16 protein-coding genes, 1 tRNA gene and 1 pseudogene are annotated in these 16,445 nt (G+C 64.6%); 7 read left to right on the top strand and 11 right to left on the bottom strand.

Features of this window, described 5'->3' with window-relative positions; translation table 11 throughout:
* Positions 1 to 77: 77 nt before the first annotated feature.
* The gene (locus tag UNPA324_RS12395; protein ID WP_141938844.1) at positions 78 to 1,784 is read right to left on the bottom strand and encodes an FAD-dependent oxidoreductase; all 1,707 of its coding nucleotides are present in this window, start codon (positions 1,782 to 1,784) and stop codon (positions 78 to 80) included.
* Between the two features lie 25 nt (positions 1,785 to 1,809).
* Positions 1,810 to 1,998 carry a hypothetical protein gene (locus UNPA324_RS12390; RefSeq protein ID WP_141934791.1) on the bottom strand — a complete coding sequence of 63 codons (189 nt, stop codon included), beginning with the start codon at positions 1,996 to 1,998 and terminating at the stop codon, positions 1,810 to 1,812.
* A gap of 319 nt (positions 1,999 to 2,317) precedes the next feature.
* Between UNPA324_RS12390 and UNPA324_RS12385 the strand changes: the two genes are divergently transcribed.
* Positions 2,318 to 2,392, top strand: a tRNA-Thr gene (locus UNPA324_RS12385).
* An 80-nt stretch (positions 2,393 to 2,472) separates the two neighbouring features.
* On the opposite strand, the gene UNPA324_RS12380 is transcribed toward UNPA324_RS12385, so the two are convergent.
* The 3 genes from UNPA324_RS12380 to UNPA324_RS12370 all read right to left on the bottom strand — a co-directional run bounded on the left by UNPA324_RS12380 (position 2,473) and on the right by UNPA324_RS12370 (position 5,877).
* The gene (locus tag UNPA324_RS12380) at positions 2,473 to 3,600 is read right to left on the bottom strand and encodes an acyltransferase family protein (protein ID WP_246667165.1); all 1,128 of its coding nucleotides are present in this window, start codon (positions 3,598 to 3,600) and stop codon (positions 2,473 to 2,475) included.
* Positions 3,585 to 4,322, bottom strand: coding sequence for an SGNH/GDSL hydrolase family protein (locus UNPA324_RS12375; protein ID WP_128919258.1), 738 nt, complete (start codon positions 4,320 to 4,322; stop codon positions 3,585 to 3,587). Before UNPA324_RS12375 ends, UNPA324_RS12380 begins: the two co-directional genes overlap by 16 nt.
* Before the next feature lie 1,078 nt (positions 4,323 to 5,400).
* Complete coding sequence (locus tag UNPA324_RS12370) at positions 5,401 to 5,877, bottom strand: cyclic nucleotide-binding domain-containing protein (protein ID WP_141934790.1); 477 nt, start codon at positions 5,875 to 5,877, stop codon at positions 5,401 to 5,403.
* Positions 5,878 to 5,993: 116 nt separating this feature from the next.
* On the opposite strand from UNPA324_RS12370, the pseudogene UNPA324_RS12365 reads away from it, so the two are divergent.
* Positions 5,994 to 7,001 (top strand): annotated as a pseudogene (locus tag UNPA324_RS12365) (LLM class flavin-dependent oxidoreductase).
* A 176-nt stretch (positions 7,002 to 7,177) separates the two neighbouring features.
* Here the strand turns inward: UNPA324_RS12365 and UNPA324_RS12355 are convergent.
* The 6 genes from UNPA324_RS12355 to UNPA324_RS12330 are packed head-to-tail and all read right to left on the bottom strand — an operon-like array spanning position 7,178 to position 11,794.
* Positions 7,178 to 8,053: an amidohydrolase family protein gene (locus tag UNPA324_RS12355; protein ID WP_141934789.1), complete on the bottom strand. Its 876-nt coding sequence runs from the start codon at positions 8,051 to 8,053 to the stop codon at positions 7,178 to 7,180.
* A gap of 12 nt (positions 8,054 to 8,065) precedes the next feature.
* Positions 8,066 to 8,461 (bottom strand): RidA family protein, encoded by a 396-nt coding sequence (locus tag UNPA324_RS12350; protein WP_128919254.1) that lies wholly within the window; start codon positions 8,459 to 8,461, stop codon positions 8,066 to 8,068.
* 25 nt (positions 8,462 to 8,486) lie between these two features.
* Positions 8,487 to 9,290, bottom strand: a complete 804-nt coding sequence (gene hpaH, locus UNPA324_RS12345) for a 2-oxo-hept-4-ene-1,7-dioate hydratase (RefSeq protein ID WP_141934788.1) — start codon at positions 9,288 to 9,290, stop codon at positions 8,487 to 8,489.
* A gap of 3 nt (positions 9,291 to 9,293) precedes the next feature.
* Positions 9,294 to 10,154: a fumarylacetoacetate hydrolase family protein gene (locus UNPA324_RS12340; protein WP_141934787.1), complete on the bottom strand. Its 861-nt coding sequence runs from the start codon at positions 10,152 to 10,154 to the stop codon at positions 9,294 to 9,296.
* A gap of 53 nt (positions 10,155 to 10,207) precedes the next feature.
* Positions 10,208 to 10,825 (bottom strand): flavin reductase family protein, encoded by a 618-nt coding sequence (locus UNPA324_RS12335; RefSeq protein ID WP_141934786.1) that lies wholly within the window; start codon positions 10,823 to 10,825, stop codon positions 10,208 to 10,210.
* A 3-nt stretch (positions 10,826 to 10,828) separates the two neighbouring features.
* Positions 10,829 to 11,794, bottom strand: a complete 966-nt coding sequence (locus tag UNPA324_RS12330; protein ID WP_141934785.1) for a Bug family tripartite tricarboxylate transporter substrate binding protein — start codon at positions 11,792 to 11,794, stop codon at positions 10,829 to 10,831.
* Positions 11,795 to 11,937: 143 nt separating this feature from the next.
* Between UNPA324_RS12330 and UNPA324_RS12325 the strand changes: the two genes are divergently transcribed.
* From UNPA324_RS12325 to UNPA324_RS12305, 5 genes are all read left to right on the top strand, one after another.
* Positions 11,938 to 12,738 carry an IclR family transcriptional regulator gene (locus tag UNPA324_RS12325; protein ID WP_181769374.1) on the top strand — a complete coding sequence of 267 codons (801 nt, stop codon included), beginning with the start codon at positions 11,938 to 11,940 and terminating at the stop codon, positions 12,736 to 12,738.
* A gap of 87 nt (positions 12,739 to 12,825) precedes the next feature.
* The gene (locus tag UNPA324_RS12320; RefSeq protein ID WP_128919248.1) at positions 12,826 to 14,121 is read left to right on the top strand and encodes an O-acetylhomoserine aminocarboxypropyltransferase; all 1,296 of its coding nucleotides are present in this window, start codon (positions 12,826 to 12,828) and stop codon (positions 14,119 to 14,121) included.
* A gap of 4 nt (positions 14,122 to 14,125) precedes the next feature.
* A complete protein-coding gene (locus UNPA324_RS12315) occupies positions 14,126 to 14,908 on the top strand; it encodes an alpha/beta fold hydrolase (protein WP_141934783.1) in 783 nt (260 codons plus the stop codon).
* 68 nt (positions 14,909 to 14,976) lie between these two features.
* On the top strand, positions 14,977 to 15,480 hold the full coding sequence (locus UNPA324_RS12310) for a DUF6496 domain-containing protein (RefSeq protein ID WP_141934782.1): 504 nt from the start codon (positions 14,977 to 14,979) through the stop codon (positions 15,478 to 15,480).
* A gap of 82 nt (positions 15,481 to 15,562) precedes the next feature.
* The gene (locus tag UNPA324_RS12305) at positions 15,563 to 16,294 is read left to right on the top strand and encodes an SDR family NAD(P)-dependent oxidoreductase (protein WP_141934781.1); all 732 of its coding nucleotides are present in this window, start codon (positions 15,563 to 15,565) and stop codon (positions 16,292 to 16,294) included.
* Positions 16,295 to 16,445 lie beyond the last annotated feature (151 nt).

Below are 16,445 nucleotides of genomic sequence, written 5' to 3'. Positions count from 1 at the left end.
GGATGAGGAGATAGTCTGTAGTTGCTGGCACGATGGCAAGTCCCATTCGACTTGCCATTCTCTTGACTTCTCGTTGCCTAAAGCGCCGGTTTTGCGGCATCGCCGAGATAGCCGTGCAGGGAAGCCACGACCTGGGCGCCCTCGCCGATGGCGCCGCCGACGCGCTTGACCGAGCCGGAGCGAACGTCGCCGACGGCATAGACGCCGGGCACCGAGGTCTCCAGCGGCGCCACGAGGCGGCCCTGGTTCTGCTCGGACTGCGCGCCTGTCACGACGAAGCCGCCGCGATCGAGCGTGACGCCGCAGCCGTCGAGCCAGGCGGTGGCTGGATCGGCACCGACGAACAGAAACAGATTGCGGATGTCGGCAGCATCCTCGTCGTCGGACAACCGGCTCTTCCAGCGGATGCGCCGCAGCAGCGCGGCCTCGTCACCCTCGAGCGCGGTGATCTCGGTGTTGAACATCAATTCGATGTTCGGCGTTGCTTCGATGCGCTCGATGAGATAGCGCGACATGCTGGCCCCGAGACCGCCGCCGCGGATGATCATCAGGACGCGTCTGGCGTGACCCGACAGGAACACGGCGGCCTGGCCTGCCGAATTGCCGGCGCCGACCAGAGCCACTTCCTCGCCGGCGCAGAGCCGCGCCTCGATCGGCGAGGCCCAGTACCAGACGCCGCGTCCCTCGAACTTGTCGAGGTTTGCGATCTCGGGCCGGCGATAGCGCGCGCCGCTCGCGACCACGACCGCGCGTGAGCGCAAGGGATTGCTGCCGTCGAGCGCCACCGAGAATGCGCCGTCCGTGCGCGTGCAATCGAGCGACTTCACCGTCACGGGGATCATGATGTCGGCGCCGAATTTTTGCGCCTGGGTGAAGGCGCGCGCAGTCAGCGCCTGGCCCGAGATGCCAGTGGGAAAGCCCAGATAATTCTCGATGCGCGCGCTGGCCCCGGCCTGACCGCCGAAGGCGCGGATGTCGAGCACGGCAACCGACAGCCCTTCGGACGCCGCGTACACGGCGGTGGCGAGCCCGGCCGGTCCGCAGCCGACAACGGCAACGTCGTAGATGCGGTCATCCTTGGCGCCGCCGATCATGCCGATGGCGCGCGCAAGCTCGCTCTCACTGGGGTTGCGCAACACCGCGCCATCGGCGGCAACCACCAGCGGCCAGTCCTCGGGCTTGGGCGAATAACGCGTGATCACCTCGGCGGCGTCGCGATCGCGCTCGGGATCGAGCAGATGATGCGGCTGACCGTTGCGGGTGAGAAAGCCCTGCAACCGCACCACGCCGGCCGAATGCGAGGGCCCGATCAGCACGGGGCCGCCGATGCCGCCCTGGATCAGGTTGACCCGGCGCAGGATCAGCGCGCGCATGATGCGCTCGCCGAGCTCGGCCTCGGCGACCAGCAGCGCGCGCAGCCGGTCCGGCGGCAGCAGCAGCGTCTCGACGTCGCCCTCGGCGCGCCCATCCACCAGCGCCGGCTGCCCCGAGAGCTGGCTGAGCTCGGCCAGGAATTGCCCCGGTCCCTGGTCGATCACCGGCGTGACGTGACCAAGCCCATCGCGCTGGGTGATGGCGACATGGCCTTTCAGCACCACGAACATGCCGGGTCCCGGCTTGCCGGTCTCGAACAGGAACTCGCCGTCCTTGTAGCTGCGGACCTCGCCGAAATGCCTGATCCGCTCGATCTCGGCCGGCGTCAGCGTTGGAAAGGTCTGTTCGGGACGCGTGAACCGCGACATCAGCGCGTCACCATTGGTCCGTTGCTGTCCGTCCTGCCCCATCGTCATTCTCGCTCATTCAAATGTTTCAAGTGCCGGCTTTCCCGGCGGTCCCCTGATTGAGGGAACCATCGTCGTTTGGCGAGGGCTCAGGGCTTGCGGCGCGCTCGCGCGCCTGCAGCTTTCGCCGCTTCAGGTTTTCGCGCAGCGCCGATTTCAGCCGGTCGTCCCGGGACGTCTTCGCCTGGGGCGCGCTCTTCTCGTTCTCGTCCATCATCACGGGGATCCGATACTGCCATCGGCGATAACATGCCCAGAGAATGCGGCAGCTCAAGAGGCCCTTTGCGATCCGATCGTGCGAAACTCGAAATGGACCGAATCCACATCCTCGGTCACCTGGCCAGTTGGCGGGGATGAGCGAACCTCGAATCGAGGGAAAGCCGGTGGTTTCAACCAAAAATGGGCACTTTGGCCCCGATATCGGCCCGATTTTCTCGTTTTGACGGGTCGAGCAAGCTTGCACAGGAGGGGGGCTTGTGGCAGATATCGGCCCGCTTGGCAGGGCCCCTCGGGCGCCCGATTCTTCACCAGCACATGCTGCCGTAGCTCAGTGGTAGAGCACTCCATTGGTAATGGAGAGGTCGACAGTTCAATCCTGTCTGGCAGCACCATTCCCTCCTGCTGTGAACATTGATTCTATCGAAAATTCGGGCCTGCGTGAGGGTTATGGCCGCGAAACGCCGCTGCGTGCTCACGCCATGGCCGGATGGCGGACAGCCTCACTGCGCACCGGCAGCAACGAGGCGCGGATGAGCCGCTGCGCCGGTTCTTCGAAATAGCGGTAGGTGAAATGCGACGCCAGCAGCGTGACGCCGATAAACATTCCGAAGAATGCGTCGTGATAGAGCGGAATCGGGGCCTGCATCAAAGAAAAGCCCAACACCATCGCCAGCTGGATCGGGAAATGCAGCAGGTAACTTGAATAGGTCACGTTGCCGGCCGCCTCGACAAGTAGCTGAAGCCGGGCCGGCAAGACGATGTCGCGCGAGAGACTATAGAGCAGCAGCGGCGTACAGATCAGAAGCAGCAGCAAGCCTATCGATTGCAGCCGGCCACCCATCAGCCAATATCCGCAGACCACGGACACGACAGCAAGCCAGGCGATGCCTTCGGCTGCCAGCGCATGAGCGGGCGAAGACTGCAAGGATCGGCGCGCCATCGCCGCGAGCCCGCCGACATAAAAGAAAGTAAAGCAGTCCGCGACCTCTCCCGGAATCATCAAGCCGAGGGCGATCAGCGCCACATTGAGCCACCAGGAGCGACTGACCAGCAACAGCACGAAGAAGACGAAATAGACCAGAACTTCGACCGAGACCGACCAGATCGGTCCATTGAAGCTCAGCGCATCCTGAGACGTCGCGGTGCCGGCCATCAGGAGCTGCAGCACGAAATGCGTGAGATCGTTATTCTGATACACGAAAGACGATCCATGGACCCCGACGTAAACGGGCTGCAGCAGGGCCACGAGCAGAAGCGTGGCGAGGTGCAATGGGTAGAGCCGCGAGACACGCAGGACGAAGAATTTCCAGCCGTCGAGCGCCCGATCGGCGATCGCGTCGCGATACTTCCAAAAAAAGATGAAGCCGCTGATGCACCAGAAAATGCGGACCGCATAGGGACCGCTGCTGTAGAATGGGGCAAGCAGCCAATAGAGCGGCAGATGATCCTGGAGAAGCCCCACGTCCCTGTCGCCAACGAAGGCGAATTGACGATAGTGAAACACCAAGATCGCGAACGCCGTCAGGAAGCGCAACAGCTCCAATCCGAGAAGCTTGTTCGCTCGGGCAGGAGCAACCATCGGTGTCAGTTCGCCCTGCATGCGACCGATGCTCCCTGCAAGACGGCTTGATCCCACAGCTGATACCCGACGGCGTTCAGGTGCACCCCGTCGATCGTGTGCGGCGCCGGCATGGGCGGCAGCGCGGCAAAGGTCGCGCCGCCGCGGCTGGCGAGTTCAGGCAAGGCGGAATTATAGCTCTCGATCAGGCGCATCGCCTTCATCTGCGCTTCGGCGGGCAGACGCGACGAAACCTCGAGTGGGGGAACCGCCAGCACGACAATGCGGGCTTTTGTCTCCGACAGCTTCGCCAGGAGCGCGCTGTAGCTCGCCCTGAACTCCGGCAAGTCACGCGCAGCTCCGAGTGCGTCGTTGATACCCAGCGCCATCACGATCGCATGCGCAGGTCTGCCGTCGAGCACATCGGTCAACCAACTGCCCAAATCGCTCGTTGTGGAGGCACCGTCCAGGCCGGCATTGACGATCGGATGACCGCAGAGTTCGCGCGGGAGCGCAGAGGCTTCGACCACGCTGTCGCCGAGAACGATGATGGGATCGTCGACCCGGGACAGCGTGTAATGAAGGATGACTTGACGGCTCCGCCGATGCGATTCGAAAAACGCCTGCTTCTTGGCAACAGAGGCCCCGGCCGCAACAGCGCCGATCAAGAGGACCGCAAAACCGACAAGCATCCTGTTCATGGACGGGCTCAAACGTACCGTAGGGGCGAACTTCGAAGCGCCGAGTTGCATCGACAGAAGCATCGCCTGCTCTTCGACATCAACGGGCCACGCCAGAGTGCCACATAAGATCGCATCGTCGGACCAAGAAAATACGATCAAATTGATACAAAACAGAATGAATGCGTGAATTCATTCCGATCTGACAGCACGATGCTCTTCGTGTTCAACCCACGCGCGGTTCAGCGTTCTCGCGGCTCGAAGCGCCCGAGTTTTGCTCTTCTCGTTCGCCCTCTCTTGTGAAGAGGACGCAGGGAAGACCGGGTGCCGGCTGGCACCCATGACCCGCTGCGCCAAGAATTTGCACACGCGAATGCGCAAGCGGAAGACAGGTGGGCCGGAAACACCCGGCCTTCCCTGCGCGATGGGTTGACGGCTTATGCCTGCTCTCCCCGGAGCCGAGTTCCTTCTGGCCTCCGTCACCTCGCGAAATCCGATGCACCGCGTCCGGTTGGCCGATGCATCTTCGCGAAAGTTTGGCTGTGGCAACGACAGCCAGGACGACATGGTTTAGCCGTACGCGACTACGCCGTTCGTCACACGAAGACGGACCTCACGAGGTTCACCCGCCCTGGTCCCGCCTTGCCGTGCCCGACGCAGCTGCGTCCACCGCAGCCCGGCCCACGTTCGTTGCGACGTACGATCGCCCCTCTCCTTGGGTCGGGATGGCGGCGAATATGCCGTAATTCCGAATTTCGGTAAAGTGCAATATTTTTGCAGGAGGAGGTTGACGGGATTTGGGTGTTTTGCCCGACGGGGCGCGACTGGGCTGCGCAAGTAAGGTTAATCCTTCCTTTCGATTGTCAGTAAAGTTTTATCTATTATCGTCTTTGTCATTCATGACGAACCAGAGGCTTCGATAGTGTTTGCGTGTTGCCTGATCGTGACTGGGACTGCGTTGCTTCTTTCCGGCATCGTTGCCTTCGGCTTTCATAGAAACTCGCTGCACTCGATGGCGCTGCTGTAGCCGTATCGGGACGGCGGCTCGCAGGATGCGTGGAATGACGTGTCCGCCGTAGCTCAAGAGCGAAGGCGAAGTCGCGGCCTTGTTCGGTACCGCGGCATGATGGGTTTCGCTTCTTTCTACCCATCCTACGCACTATCAATTGTCGCTACCCGCCGCATGCCCCGCAAACCGCTCATCCGCCCGCCGCAGGCGCCGGCAGAGCTCACGGTTGATGTTCTGCAGGACGATCACGTAAGCGTGGATGTCGGCCTTGTAACAGGCGTAGAGATTCTTGGCGGTCAGCTCGTACAATAGGGTCGGCGCCTCCGCGACCACGGTGGCAGAACGGTTTTGCATTTCGATCAGCGTCATCTCGCCGAAGAAATCGCCGCGCTCCAGAACGGAGATCGGGATGACGACGCCCGCATTCGTCCGTTTGCTCACCGCGAGCCGGCCGGATTGGACGATGAACATCGAACGTCCCGGCTCGCCCTCCGACACGACGGTCGCGCCGGCATCGAAGCGGCGCTCGGCCAGCATCGACATCAGGAGATCGAGGCTCGGTTCCGAAAGGCCGCCGAAGAACGGCGTCGCGAGCAGGAACGCTTTCAGATCGGGGGCAGTGACAACCATCGTGCAAGGATACGGCAATCTCGATCTGCGGCAAGCAGCCCTACGCGCTAACATTCCCATGTCCGGCTCCTATATGTGAAGTTCCAGCGCGCATCGCCCCACATTGGTAGCCCCCCATGATCCCCTTCTCCGTGCTCGACCTCGCGCCGATTTGCCAGGGCGGCGATGCCGCGCAGGCGTTCCGCAATTCGCTCGATCTCGCCCGCCATGCGGAAGGCTGGGGCTACAAACGGTTCTGGCTCGCCGAGCATCACAACATGACGGGGATCGCGAGCGCGGCGACGTCCGTGGTGATCGGCCACATCGCGGGCGGCACCACAATGATCCGCGTCGGCTCTGGCGGGATCATGCTGCCGAACCATTCGCCGCTCGTCATCGCCGAGCAGTTCGGCACGCTGGAATCGCTTTATCCCGGGCGGATCGATCTCGGGCTCGGGCGGGCGCCGGGTACCGACCAGTTCACGGCACGGGCGCTGCGGCGCGATCTCGCCACGACTTCCGAGAACTTTCCGCACGACGTGCTCGAGCTGCAGGCGCTGCTCGGCGAGGTGCAGCCGAACCAGGCGATCCGCGCCGTGCCCGGCATGGGGACCAAGGTGCCGCTCTGGATCCTGGGCTCCAGCACCTTTGGCGCGCAGCTCGCGGCGATGCTGGGGCTGCCGTTCGCCTTCGCCTCGCATTTCGCGCCGCAGATGATGATGCCGGCGCTGCGCGAATATCGCGCGCGCTTCGAGCCGTCGGCACAGCTCGACAAGCCCTATGCGATGGTCGGCGTCAATGTGTTCGCCGCCGATAGCGACGCGGAGGCGCAGCGGATGTTCTCCTCGCTGCAGCAACAATTCATCAATCTGCGCCGCGGCACGCCGGGGCCCCTCCCGCCACCGGTGGACGACATGGGCGCGCTGTGGTCGCCGGCGGAGAAGGCCATGGTTGGCTAGTCGCTGTCATGTTCCGCGGTCGGTTCGCCCAGCGTGGTCGAAGCGAAGTTGAAGGCGCTGATCGCTGATACCGGCGCGGACGAATTGATCACCACCGGGCAGATCTACGACCATTCCGCACGGCTGCGCTCGTTCGAGATCGCGGCGGAGGTGCGCGACCACCTGGCGAAACAGCCAGCGGTGTGATGAAATCCGATTATCGCGGCGATGAAGGTGCGCTCCCTCCCCCGCTTGCGGGCGAGGTTTGGGGGAGAGGGTGTCTCTACGATGGGACAATCCCCTAGAGGAAAGAGCCCTCACCCCCGCCTTCTCCCGCAAGCGGGAGAGGGAGCGCACCGCGCGCGTGGCGAGCCTCGAACCCGCTAATCCGCAAACCCGAACAGCCTGGCCGGGTTGTGCACCAAAATCTTCTCCAGCTCCGCCTGGTCCGCGACATAGCGGTACATCAGCTCGATCAGATCGGCATCGTTCGGCGGCTGCTTGACGGAGACCGGATGCGGCCAGTCGCTGGCCCAGACGCAGCGGTCGGCGGCGGCCTCGATATAGGCACGCGCGATCGGGATCACGTCGTCGTAGGGCGCGCCCGCCTTCGAGGTCTTCTCGCCGAGCGACAGCATGACCCAGAAATTGCCCTTCTCGAGCAGCTCCAGCATCTTGCGCAGGTTCGGATCGCTCTTGCCGGCCTCGGGGTCAGGGCGGCCCATGTGGTCGATCAGCACGGGCACGTCGAGATTCTCGTATTTGGCGACGCTCGACATGATGCCGTCCTTCTCGGGCTGGATCTTGACGTACCAGCCGAGCTCGCGGATGCGCGCCATGGCGCGGGCGAAATCGGCGTCCGACAGTACGGCACCGAGCTCCTGGCGGAAGCTGAAGCGCGCGCCGCGCACGCCGGCGTCATGCAGCTTGGCAAGATAGGAATCGTCTGCTTCCGCAAACACCAGCGCGTTGGCGCAGCCGCGATAGTTCGGGCCCATCGCGGCGAGACCGTCGAGCACGACGGCATGATCGGCGCCGTAGGTCGTGGTCTGCACGATGATGCCGCGCTCGATGCCGAGCGCCCTGTGCATGCGCAGCGCCGCTTCCCAGGTCGCGGTCGGCATCCGATAGGCGGCGCCCGGACGCTCCGGATATTTCTCGATCGGCCCCAGCACGTGAAACTGGCTGTCGACGGTCTTAGGCGGCGGCGCCTTGCTCGGGCGGCGCGGATTGGGGTCGAACGGCAGATAGGTCGGCATGCAAGCGCTCCTTCAGTCGATCACGGCGGTGAAGTCGCACTGCACCAGCGCGCCGCCATCCATGTTGTCCATCGGCAGCGCGTGACGCGCCGGCCGCGAATGCTCGTCCGGGAACATCTTCAACCACTCGACATTCACAGGTCCGCGCTGCGTGCGATCCTTCAGCCAGACCGTCATCTTGATGATGTCATCCGTGGTGCCGCCGGCGGCTTCCACCGTCGCCTTCATATGCGCGAACATGTTGGCGCATTGCGCATCGAGACTCTCCGGCATCGCGTTGGTGGCGGGATCGCGGCCGAGGATGACGCCTGACATCACGAGATTGCCGATGCGGCAGGCGTTCGGGATCGGATTGACGTGTTTGAAGCCGCCGATGTGGATGCTCTTGCGCCGCGTGTGGCCTGTCATGGTGCGCTCCCTCTTTGTTGTTGGTTCAGACGAACTGGCACGACACCGAGCCGAACGCGCCGTAATCGGCGTGGAAGGTGTCGCCGCGGCGGATGTCGACGGGACGCGTGAACGAGCCCGCCAGCACGACCTCGCCGTCCCTAAGATACTCGTCATGCGGCGCAAGGCGATTGGCGAGCCAGGCGATGCCGTTGGCGGGGTGATTGAGCACGCCGGCGGCAAGTCCGGTCTCCTCGACCTCGCCGTTGCGGAACAGCAGCGCGCCGATCCAGCGCAGATCCGCATCCATGGGGCGGAACGGCCGGCCGCCGAGCACCCGCGCGGCATTGGCCGCGTTGTCCGAGATCGTGTCCATCACCTTCCGCGTCTTGCCGGTCTCGGGATCGACGCGGTGCATGCGTGTCTCCAGGATCTCCAGCGCCGGCGTCACGTAGTCGGTGGCGTTGAGCACGTCGAAGATGGTGCAGTCGGGCCCGCGCAGCGGCGCCTTCAACACGAAGGCGAGCTCGACCTCGATGCGCGGCGCGTGGAAACGGTCAAACGGGATCGGCGTGGCGTCGGCATAGAACATGTCGGCGAACAACACGCCGTAATCGGGCTCGGAGATGCCGACCGCGTTCTGCATCGCCTTCGAGGTCAGACCGATCTTGTGGCCCTTGATGATGCGGCCGCGGCCGAGCTGCAGCTTGGTCCAGGCGCGCTGGACGGCATAGGCGTCCTCGATGCTGAAATCCGGATAATCCTTCGTGAACATCCGGATCAGCGTCTTGGTCCGCTCGGCCTCATCGAGGCGCGCGGCAAGGCGGTCGATCGTGGCGGCATCCAGCATCGTTTATTGCTCCGCCGCGACGGTGTTGCTGAGCACGCCGATACGGCGCGACTCGACCTCGACGACGTCGCCAACCTTCAGCCAGCGCGGCGGATCGAAGCGCGCACCGGCGCCGGTCGGCGTGCCCGTCACGATCATATCGCCGGGCTTGAGTGTGGCAAAGGTGGAGAGATATGAGATCAGGAAGTCGAACGGGAACATCAGCCGCTCGGTCGTGTCCTGCTGCCGCACCTCGCCGTTGACGCGCGTGACGATGTCGTGAGGCCCGCGCGGGTCGAGTTCGTCCGACGTGACGATCCACGGGCCGATGCTGCCGGAGCGGTCGAAATTCTTTCCCTGCGTGACGTTGAACTTGCCGTGCCGCAGCCAGTCGCGGATCGTGCCCTCGTTGCACAGCGTCATGCCGAAGATGTGCGACCACGCCTTCTCGCGCGGGATGTGACGGCCGCCCTGGCCGATGACGATGACGAGCTCGCCCTCGTAGTCGAGCTGATCCGAAACCTTCGGCTTCTCCAGTGGCTGGCCGGAGCCTGTCATCGACGACATGCTGCGCACGAACAGGCTCGGATATTTGGGCAGGTCCGAATTGTCTTTATATTCGGCGTTGCGCTCGGCGTAGTTGACGCCGATGCACCAGAGCTTCTCCGGCGCCAGCACCGGCGGCAGCAGCACGAGCTTGTCCAGCGCGTAATCAGGCTCTTGCTCGGCGATCGCTTCCTGCGCATCGGCGAGCGCGTTGCCCGCGATCAGCGCCTTCACGTCCGAATAGTCGCGGCCGATCCGCTTGGTCAGATCGACGACACCGCCTTCGACGGCCGTGCCGTAACGCGGCTCTCCGTCCACGAGATAGCTCAGGAGTCGCATTATCATTCCTCCGATGATGTCGAGGCGGCCTGGCCGGCGACCGGCCGGCGCGCTCAGTCTTTCGATTTGGGCGTCTGGAACACCGTGTTCAGCGTCACGATCTCGCCGAGGCGGGCGTAGCGGGGGCCACCGATGCGCGCGATCGGATCGAGCGCTTTGGTCTCGACCTTGCCGTCATTCACGAGGCCGTCGCGCAAATGGAACATCACGACCTCGCCGACGATGAGCCGGCTCTTGGCGTCGCCGAATTCGAGGCACTGCCGGAAGCGGCATTCCATCGCGACCGGCGCGGCGGCAAGTCGCGGCACTTTGATGCGCTCGCAGGGCAGCGTCTCCAGCCCGAGATGCTCGACCTCGCTGATCTCAGGCGGGTGCTCGACCGATGAGTCATGCACCGCCGACATCAGCGGGGTATCGGCGATGTGGATCACATATTCCTCGGTGTCGAGGATGTTGTGCGCGGTGTCCTTGTAATCGGCGCCCTTGCGGCCGACGCTGATGGCGAGCATCGGCGGCTTCTGCGAGACGAAGGTGAAGGCGCTGAACGGGGCGAGGTTGAGCACGCCCTTACTCGACAGGCTGGTGACCCACGCTATCGGGCGCGGCACCACGATGCCGGTCATCAGCCGGTAGATGCGCTCCGCGCCGAGCTCGCTGGGATCAATCCGCATCGATCAATCCGCCCTGATGTTGGCCTTGCGCACCACCGGAATCCACTTGGCGTCCTCGCGCTCGAGATAGGCCTTGAATTCGTCCGGCGTCATCGGCGTGGCTTCGCCGCCGAGTTTTTCGAATTTGTCGACGACGCTGGGGTCTTTCAGGATCGCGACCAGCGTCTCGTGCAGCTTGTCGATGATGGGTGCCGGCGTGCCTGCCGGGGCGAACAGGCCCGTAAAAGTCTGGCCGTCGAAATCCTTGTAGCCGAGTTCAGTGAAGGTCGGCACGTCGGGCAGTGATTTCAGCCGATGCGGGCTGGTGACGGCGAGCGCGCGGAACAGGCCGGCCTTGATATGCTGCAGGCTGACCGTGAGCTGGTCGAATGCGAACTGCACCTGCCCGCCGAGCAGATCGTTGATCGCCGGCGCATTGCCACGATAATGCGCGGTGACCCATTGCAGCTCGAGGTTCGACTGCATCAGCTCGCTGAGCAGATGGTTGGTGGTGCCGGGGCCAGGCGAGGCCATGGTCAGCTTGCCGGGCTCGCGCTTGGCGAGCTCGATGAATTCCTTGAAATTGTTGGCCTGCACCGACGGATGTACCTCGAGCACCAGCGGCGTCATCGAGATCGTCGAGATCGGCATGAAGTCCTTTTTCCAATTATAGGCGTCGCGCTTGTTGATCTCGGTCGCGAACAGCACCGGGCCGTTGGCGCCGACGAACAGCGTGTAGCCGTCGGCCGCCGACTTGGCGAAGGCCTCGCCTGCGATCATGCCGCCGGCGCCGGCCTTGTTCTCGATGATGAAGGGCTGGCCGAGCTTTTCCTGAAGCTTGTCGGCGACGATGCGCGCGGCGCTGTCGACGTTGCCGCCGGCGGGATAGGGCACGATCAGCTTGACACTGCGTGCAGGCCATTGCTGGCCCGACGCGGGCCCCGCCAGCATCGCGGCGGCAGCAGCTATGGCAATCCAGATTAATCTCATGTTAACCTCCCGGCAGCGCTTCCAATCTCACGTCGAATGCCGTGGGCGTCATCCAAGGAAACGCGAAAGGCATCTCGATCGCAGCGCAATCTCCAGATGCGCACTTTACCTGTCGAGTGAATTGTGGCGTTCTTGTCCATATTATGGACAGAACGAATTCCCCGAAAGCCGGCCGCGGCGCCCTGGAACCGCGGCAGGGCGCGCAGGCAATCCGGCGCGCGCTCGCCGTGCTGCGCATTCTCGCCGCAGGCCGCGAAGACGGTGTGCCATTGGCTGAGGTGATCCAGGCGACCGGCCTCACCCGTCCCACCGTGCACCGCATCGTCCACGTGCTGATCGAGGAAGGCATCGTCGAGCGGAATGCGCGGAGCGGCCGCTACGCGATCGGCAACCAGGTGCCGGAGCTGGCGCTGGCACGGCCGCGACCATCGCGGCTGCTGGTTGCCGCCAATCCTTCGCTGCGTCGCGCGTCCGCCGAGATCGGCGATACGCTGTTTCTGACGGCGCGAACCGGCAACGATACGCTGTGCGTCGATCGCAGGATCGGCGTCTATCCGATCCAGGTGCTGTCGATCGAGGTCGGCGCGCGGCGGCCGCTCGGCGTCTCCAGTGCCGGCGTCGCCATCCTCGCCGCGATGCCGGCGCAGGACGCGCGCAAGATCGTCGCGGCCAACGAGAAGCGGTTCGAGGCCTACCGCACCGATACGGCGACGGTCCTCGGCGAGGTCACCGCCGCACGACGGCTGGGATACGGCATGAGAGAGATTGGCCTCGTGCAGGGCACGAAATCGATCTCGACCTGGATCAAGACCTCGGACGGCCGCCCCGCCGCGGCGATGACCGTCTCCGCGGTGCGAACGAGGCTCGGCCCCCGCCGCGAGCAGGAGGTCGCGGAGATCCTGCTTCGGGAAGCGCGGATCATCGAGCAGGCGATCGGGGGGTGAGGCGTAGACGGCGCTGTCAATGGCTGACTTCGCGCGCCATTCTGTGGCACAACGCCCTCCACCGCCGACCGACCAACGAGGCCATGCATGCCCGCGCCAAAACCACCCGCCTTCGAGACCCTGAGCCTGCATGCGGGCCAGCATCCGGATCCCGTGACCGGCGCCCGCGCGGTGCCGATCTACCAGACCACGTCCTACGTGTTCCAGGACTCGGATCACGCCGCTGCGCTGTTCAATCTGGAGCGCGCCGGCCACATCTATACGCGCATCTCCAATCCGACCACCGGCGTGCTCGAGGAGCGGCTCGCCGCGCTCGAAGGCGGCGTCGGCGCGATCTGCACCGCGAGCGGCATGGCCGCGCTGCATCTGGCGATCGCGACCCTGCTCAATGCCGGCGATCACATCGTGGCGTCGAGCTCGCTCTATGGCGGCACCATCAACCTCCTGGCGCACACGCTGCCGCGCTTCGGCATCACCACGACGTTTGTGAAACCGCGCGATCTCGACGCGTTCCGCAGCGCCATCAAGCCGAACACGAAGCTCGTGATCGGCGAGACCATCGGCAATCCCGGCCTCGAGGTACTCGACATCCCAGAGGTCGCGGCGATCGCGCATGACGCAAAGATCCCGCTGCTGATCGACAACACTTTTGCCACGCCCTATCTGAGCCGACCGATCGAGCTCGGCGCCGACATCGTCATGCATTCGGCGACAAAATGGATCGGCGGCCACGGCATCGCGATCGGCGGCGCGATCATCGACGGCGGCCGCTTCGACTGGCGGGCGTCCTCCAAGTTCGCCGTGCTGACCGAGCCCTATGGCGGCTATCACGGCATCGTCTTCGACGAGCAGTTCGGCACCGCTGCCTTCATCATGCGGGCGCGCACCGAAGGCCTGCGCGATTTCGGCGCCTGCCTGTCGCCGACCAACGCGTTCCAGCTGCTGCAGGGCGTCGAAACGCTCGGCGTGCGCATGGACCGCCACATGCACAACACGCACCTCGTGCTGGAAGCGCTGAAATCCAACAAGGCGGTCGACTGGGTGCTGCATCCCTCGCTGGAGACGCACACGGACTATCAGCTCGCCAAGCAGCTCTTGCCGCGCGGCGCCGGCTCGATCATCTCCTTCGGCATCAAGGGTGGACGCCCGGCGGGACGCAAGTTCATCGAAAGCCTGCGCATGATCAGCCATCTCGCCAATGTCGGCGACGCCAAGACGCTGGTGATCCACCCGGCCTCGACCACGCATCAGCAGATGGATGCCGAGCAGCTCAGGGACGCCGGCATTGGCGAGGAGCTGGTGCGGCTCTCGGTCGGCATCGAGACCGCAAGCGACATCATCGACGATCTGGCGCAGGCGCTGCGCATCTCGCAAAAGGTCTGACACCATGAAGCTCTCCGTCAACGGCGCTGATGTGTTCGTCGCAACCGGCGGCCGCGATTTCGACAAATCCCTGCCCGCGGTCGTCTTCATCCATGGTGCCGGCTTCGATCATTCGACCTGGGCGCTGCACACGCGCTGGTTCGCCCATCACGGTTTTGGCGTGCTGGCACCTGACCTCCCCGGTCATGGCCGCTCTCCTGGGCCTTCGCTCGGCAGCATCGCCGAGATGGCCGACTGGACCGCGGCTCTGCTCGATGCGGCAAGAGCTACCAAGGCGCACCTGATCGGCCATTCCATGGGATCGCTGATCTCGCTCGAGACCGCCGCCCGGCATTCCGACAAGGTCTCCGCGCTGAGCCTGATCGGCACCGCCGCGACCATGACGGTCGGCCCCGATCTGTTGAAGGCCGCCGAGGCCAACTCGCAGGATGCCAACGACATGGTCTCGATCTGGGGCCTCGGCTTCAACGCCGAGCTCGGCGGCAGCCTCGCGCCGGGCCTGTGGATGCATGGCGGCGCGCAGGCGGTGCTCAGGGCATGCGAGCCCGGCGTGCTGTTCAGGGATCTGTCGGCCTGCAATGCCTATACGAATGCGCTTCAAGCCGCCGCGAGCGTCACGGTGCCGACCACGCTCATTCTCGGCGAGCGGGACATGATGACGCCGGCGAAGGCGGGCAAGGCGCTTGCGGCGGCAATCCCCCATGCGAAGACCGTCGTGGTGCCGGGCGCCGGGCACATGATCATGGCCGAGCGCCCGGACGAGCTGCTGGCAGCCTTACGGAACTGAAAAGGATCAATCCTCCGCGTCGTGCGTTGCGGTCAGATATCCCTATGAGTCCACAGGGGAACTCGACCATGCCAAGACAAGAAATCATCCGTAAAGCGAAGCAGGACAAGCGCGCCGGAAAGTCGCCGAGCACGCAGGCCGGCGAATTCGTCAAGGACGAGATCGACAGGATCCGCAAAGGCAAGCACGGCGCCCGCTCGACGAAGCAGGCCATCGCAATCGGCCTCTCCGAGGCACGCCGCGCCGGCGTCGACCTGCCGCCACCGCGCAAGGGACGCACCAAGAAAGCCACGCGCCGCAGCGCCAAATACGCCTATGAAGTCGGTCAGGGCAAGCGCACCGCGAAGCGCCGCCCGAAGGTGTCGCGCGCCGTCGAAGGCGTGTTGAAGAAGGAGCCGCGCTCGACGGCGTCGCGGAGCGCGCTGTCGAAGCAAGGCAAGCGCGCGGCAGACCGGCGGTCCGCAGCATCCCGTTCAGCCGCCGCACGCAAGGCAAGCCGTACCAAGGGTGCCAAAGTCCGGTCCGCGGCCGCGAAGAAGGCGGCACGCACCAGGACGCGCCGCCGAAGCTAACCTGATGTAGCGGCCTTGTGATTTGAATGGCAGCCGCTGACGCTCGACGATCCCGCCATGGCCGGATCGATCGGAGTTCCTCATGTCAGACAGTCTCAAGGGACGTACCGCGATCGTGACCGGCGGCTCGCGCGGGATTGGCGCAGCCATCTGTCGCGCACTCGCCGCATCAGGCGCCGCCGTGGCGATCAACTGCCGTGAAAGAATCGGACAGGCCGAGCAATTGGCGGGCGAGATCGGTCAGCACGGCGGCCGCGCCATCGTCGTTGCCGCCGACGTCTCGCAAGCTGAGGCGGTGACCGACATGATCCAGCGCGTGACGGCCGGGCTTGGCCCCATCGACATCCTCGTCAACAATGCCGGCATCGCCATCACACGCGGCCTCGACGACCTCACCGAGGAGGATTTCGACCGAACGATCCTGGTCAATCTGAAATCGGCGTTCCTGTGCACGCAAGCGGTGCTGCCGTCGATGCGCGCGCGAAAATGGGGCCGCATCGTCAACATCTCCTCCGGCGCCGCGCGCGGCGCCGGCTCGATCGGTCCGCACTACAATGCGTCCAAGGCCGGCATGGAAGGTCTGACGCGAGGTTACGCGGCGCGGCTGGTGAAGGAGGGCATCACCGTCAACGCGGTGGCCCCGTCCCTGATCGAGACCGACATGATGGGCGGCCAGCCCGGGCTCGTCAGCCGCATTCCGCTCGGCCGCTTCGGCACGGCCGAGGAAGTGGCTAAAGCGGTGATGCTGCTGGTCGACAATGCCTACATGACCGGCCAGACGATCGCGCTGAGCGGCGGCATGGCGTTTAGTTAAAGCATTGCCGTCCGCAGCGGGCTCCTCTTCACCTCTCCCCGCTTGCTATCGCATATGGTGTCCACGATGCGGCGGCATCGGCACTGGGCTCCCTCTCCCGCTTGCGGGGGAGGGCTGGGGGTGGGGGTGTCTCCGCGTCGGGATTGCTCAG

Source organism: Bradyrhizobium sp. UNPA324 (genome assembly GCF_006658635.1).
GTDB lineage: Bacteria > Pseudomonadota > Alphaproteobacteria > Rhizobiales > Xanthobacteraceae > Bradyrhizobium > Bradyrhizobium nanningense.
Note: the sequence above shows the minus strand (reverse complement) of the source record. Positions and strands in the feature narration are given on the sequence as shown.

Coding starts and splice junctions, on each gene's coding strand:
- UNPA324_RS12395 (WP_141938844.1), bottom strand. CDS start 1,784: ATGGGGCAGGACGGACAGCAACGGACCAATGGTGACGCGCTGATGTCG.
- UNPA324_RS12390 (WP_141934791.1), bottom strand. CDS start 1,998: ATGATGGACGAGAACGAGAAGAGCGCGCCCCAGGCGAAGACGTCCCGG.
- UNPA324_RS12380 (WP_246667165.1), bottom strand. CDS start 3,600: ATGCAGGGCGAACTGACACCGATGGTTGCTCCTGCCCGAGCGAACAAG.
- UNPA324_RS12375 (WP_128919258.1), bottom strand. CDS start 4,322: ATGCTTCTGTCGATGCAACTCGGCGCTTCGAAGTTCGCCCCTACGGTA.
- UNPA324_RS12370 (WP_141934790.1), bottom strand. CDS start 5,877: ATGGTTGTCACTGCCCCCGATCTGAAAGCGTTCCTGCTCGCGACGCCG.
- UNPA324_RS12355 (WP_141934789.1), bottom strand. CDS start 8,053: ATGCCGACCTATCTGCCGTTCGACCCCAATCCGCGCCGCCCGAGCAAG.
- UNPA324_RS12350 (WP_128919254.1), bottom strand. CDS start 8,461: ATGACAGGCCACACGCGGCGCAAGAGCATCCACATCGGCGGCTTCAAA.
- hpaH (WP_141934788.1), bottom strand. CDS start 9,290: ATGCTGGATGCCGCCACGATCGACCGCCTTGCCGCGCGCCTCGATGAG.
- UNPA324_RS12340 (WP_141934787.1), bottom strand. CDS start 10,154: ATGCGACTCCTGAGCTATCTCGTGGACGGAGAGCCGCGTTACGGCACG.
- UNPA324_RS12335 (WP_141934786.1), bottom strand. CDS start 10,825: ATGCGGATTGATCCCAGCGAGCTCGGCGCGGAGCGCATCTACCGGCTG.
- UNPA324_RS12330 (WP_141934785.1), bottom strand. CDS start 11,794: ATGAGATTAATCTGGATTGCCATAGCTGCTGCCGCCGCGATGCTGGCG.
- UNPA324_RS12325 (WP_181769374.1), top strand. CDS start 11,938: ATGGACAGAACGAATTCCCCGAAAGCCGGCCGCGGCGCCCTGGAACCG.
- UNPA324_RS12320 (WP_128919248.1), top strand. CDS start 12,826: ATGCCCGCGCCAAAACCACCCGCCTTCGAGACCCTGAGCCTGCATGCG.
- UNPA324_RS12315 (WP_141934783.1), top strand. CDS start 14,126: ATGAAGCTCTCCGTCAACGGCGCTGATGTGTTCGTCGCAACCGGCGGC.
- UNPA324_RS12310 (WP_141934782.1), top strand. CDS start 14,977: ATGCCAAGACAAGAAATCATCCGTAAAGCGAAGCAGGACAAGCGCGCC.
- UNPA324_RS12305 (WP_141934781.1), top strand. CDS start 15,563: ATGTCAGACAGTCTCAAGGGACGTACCGCGATCGTGACCGGCGGCTCG.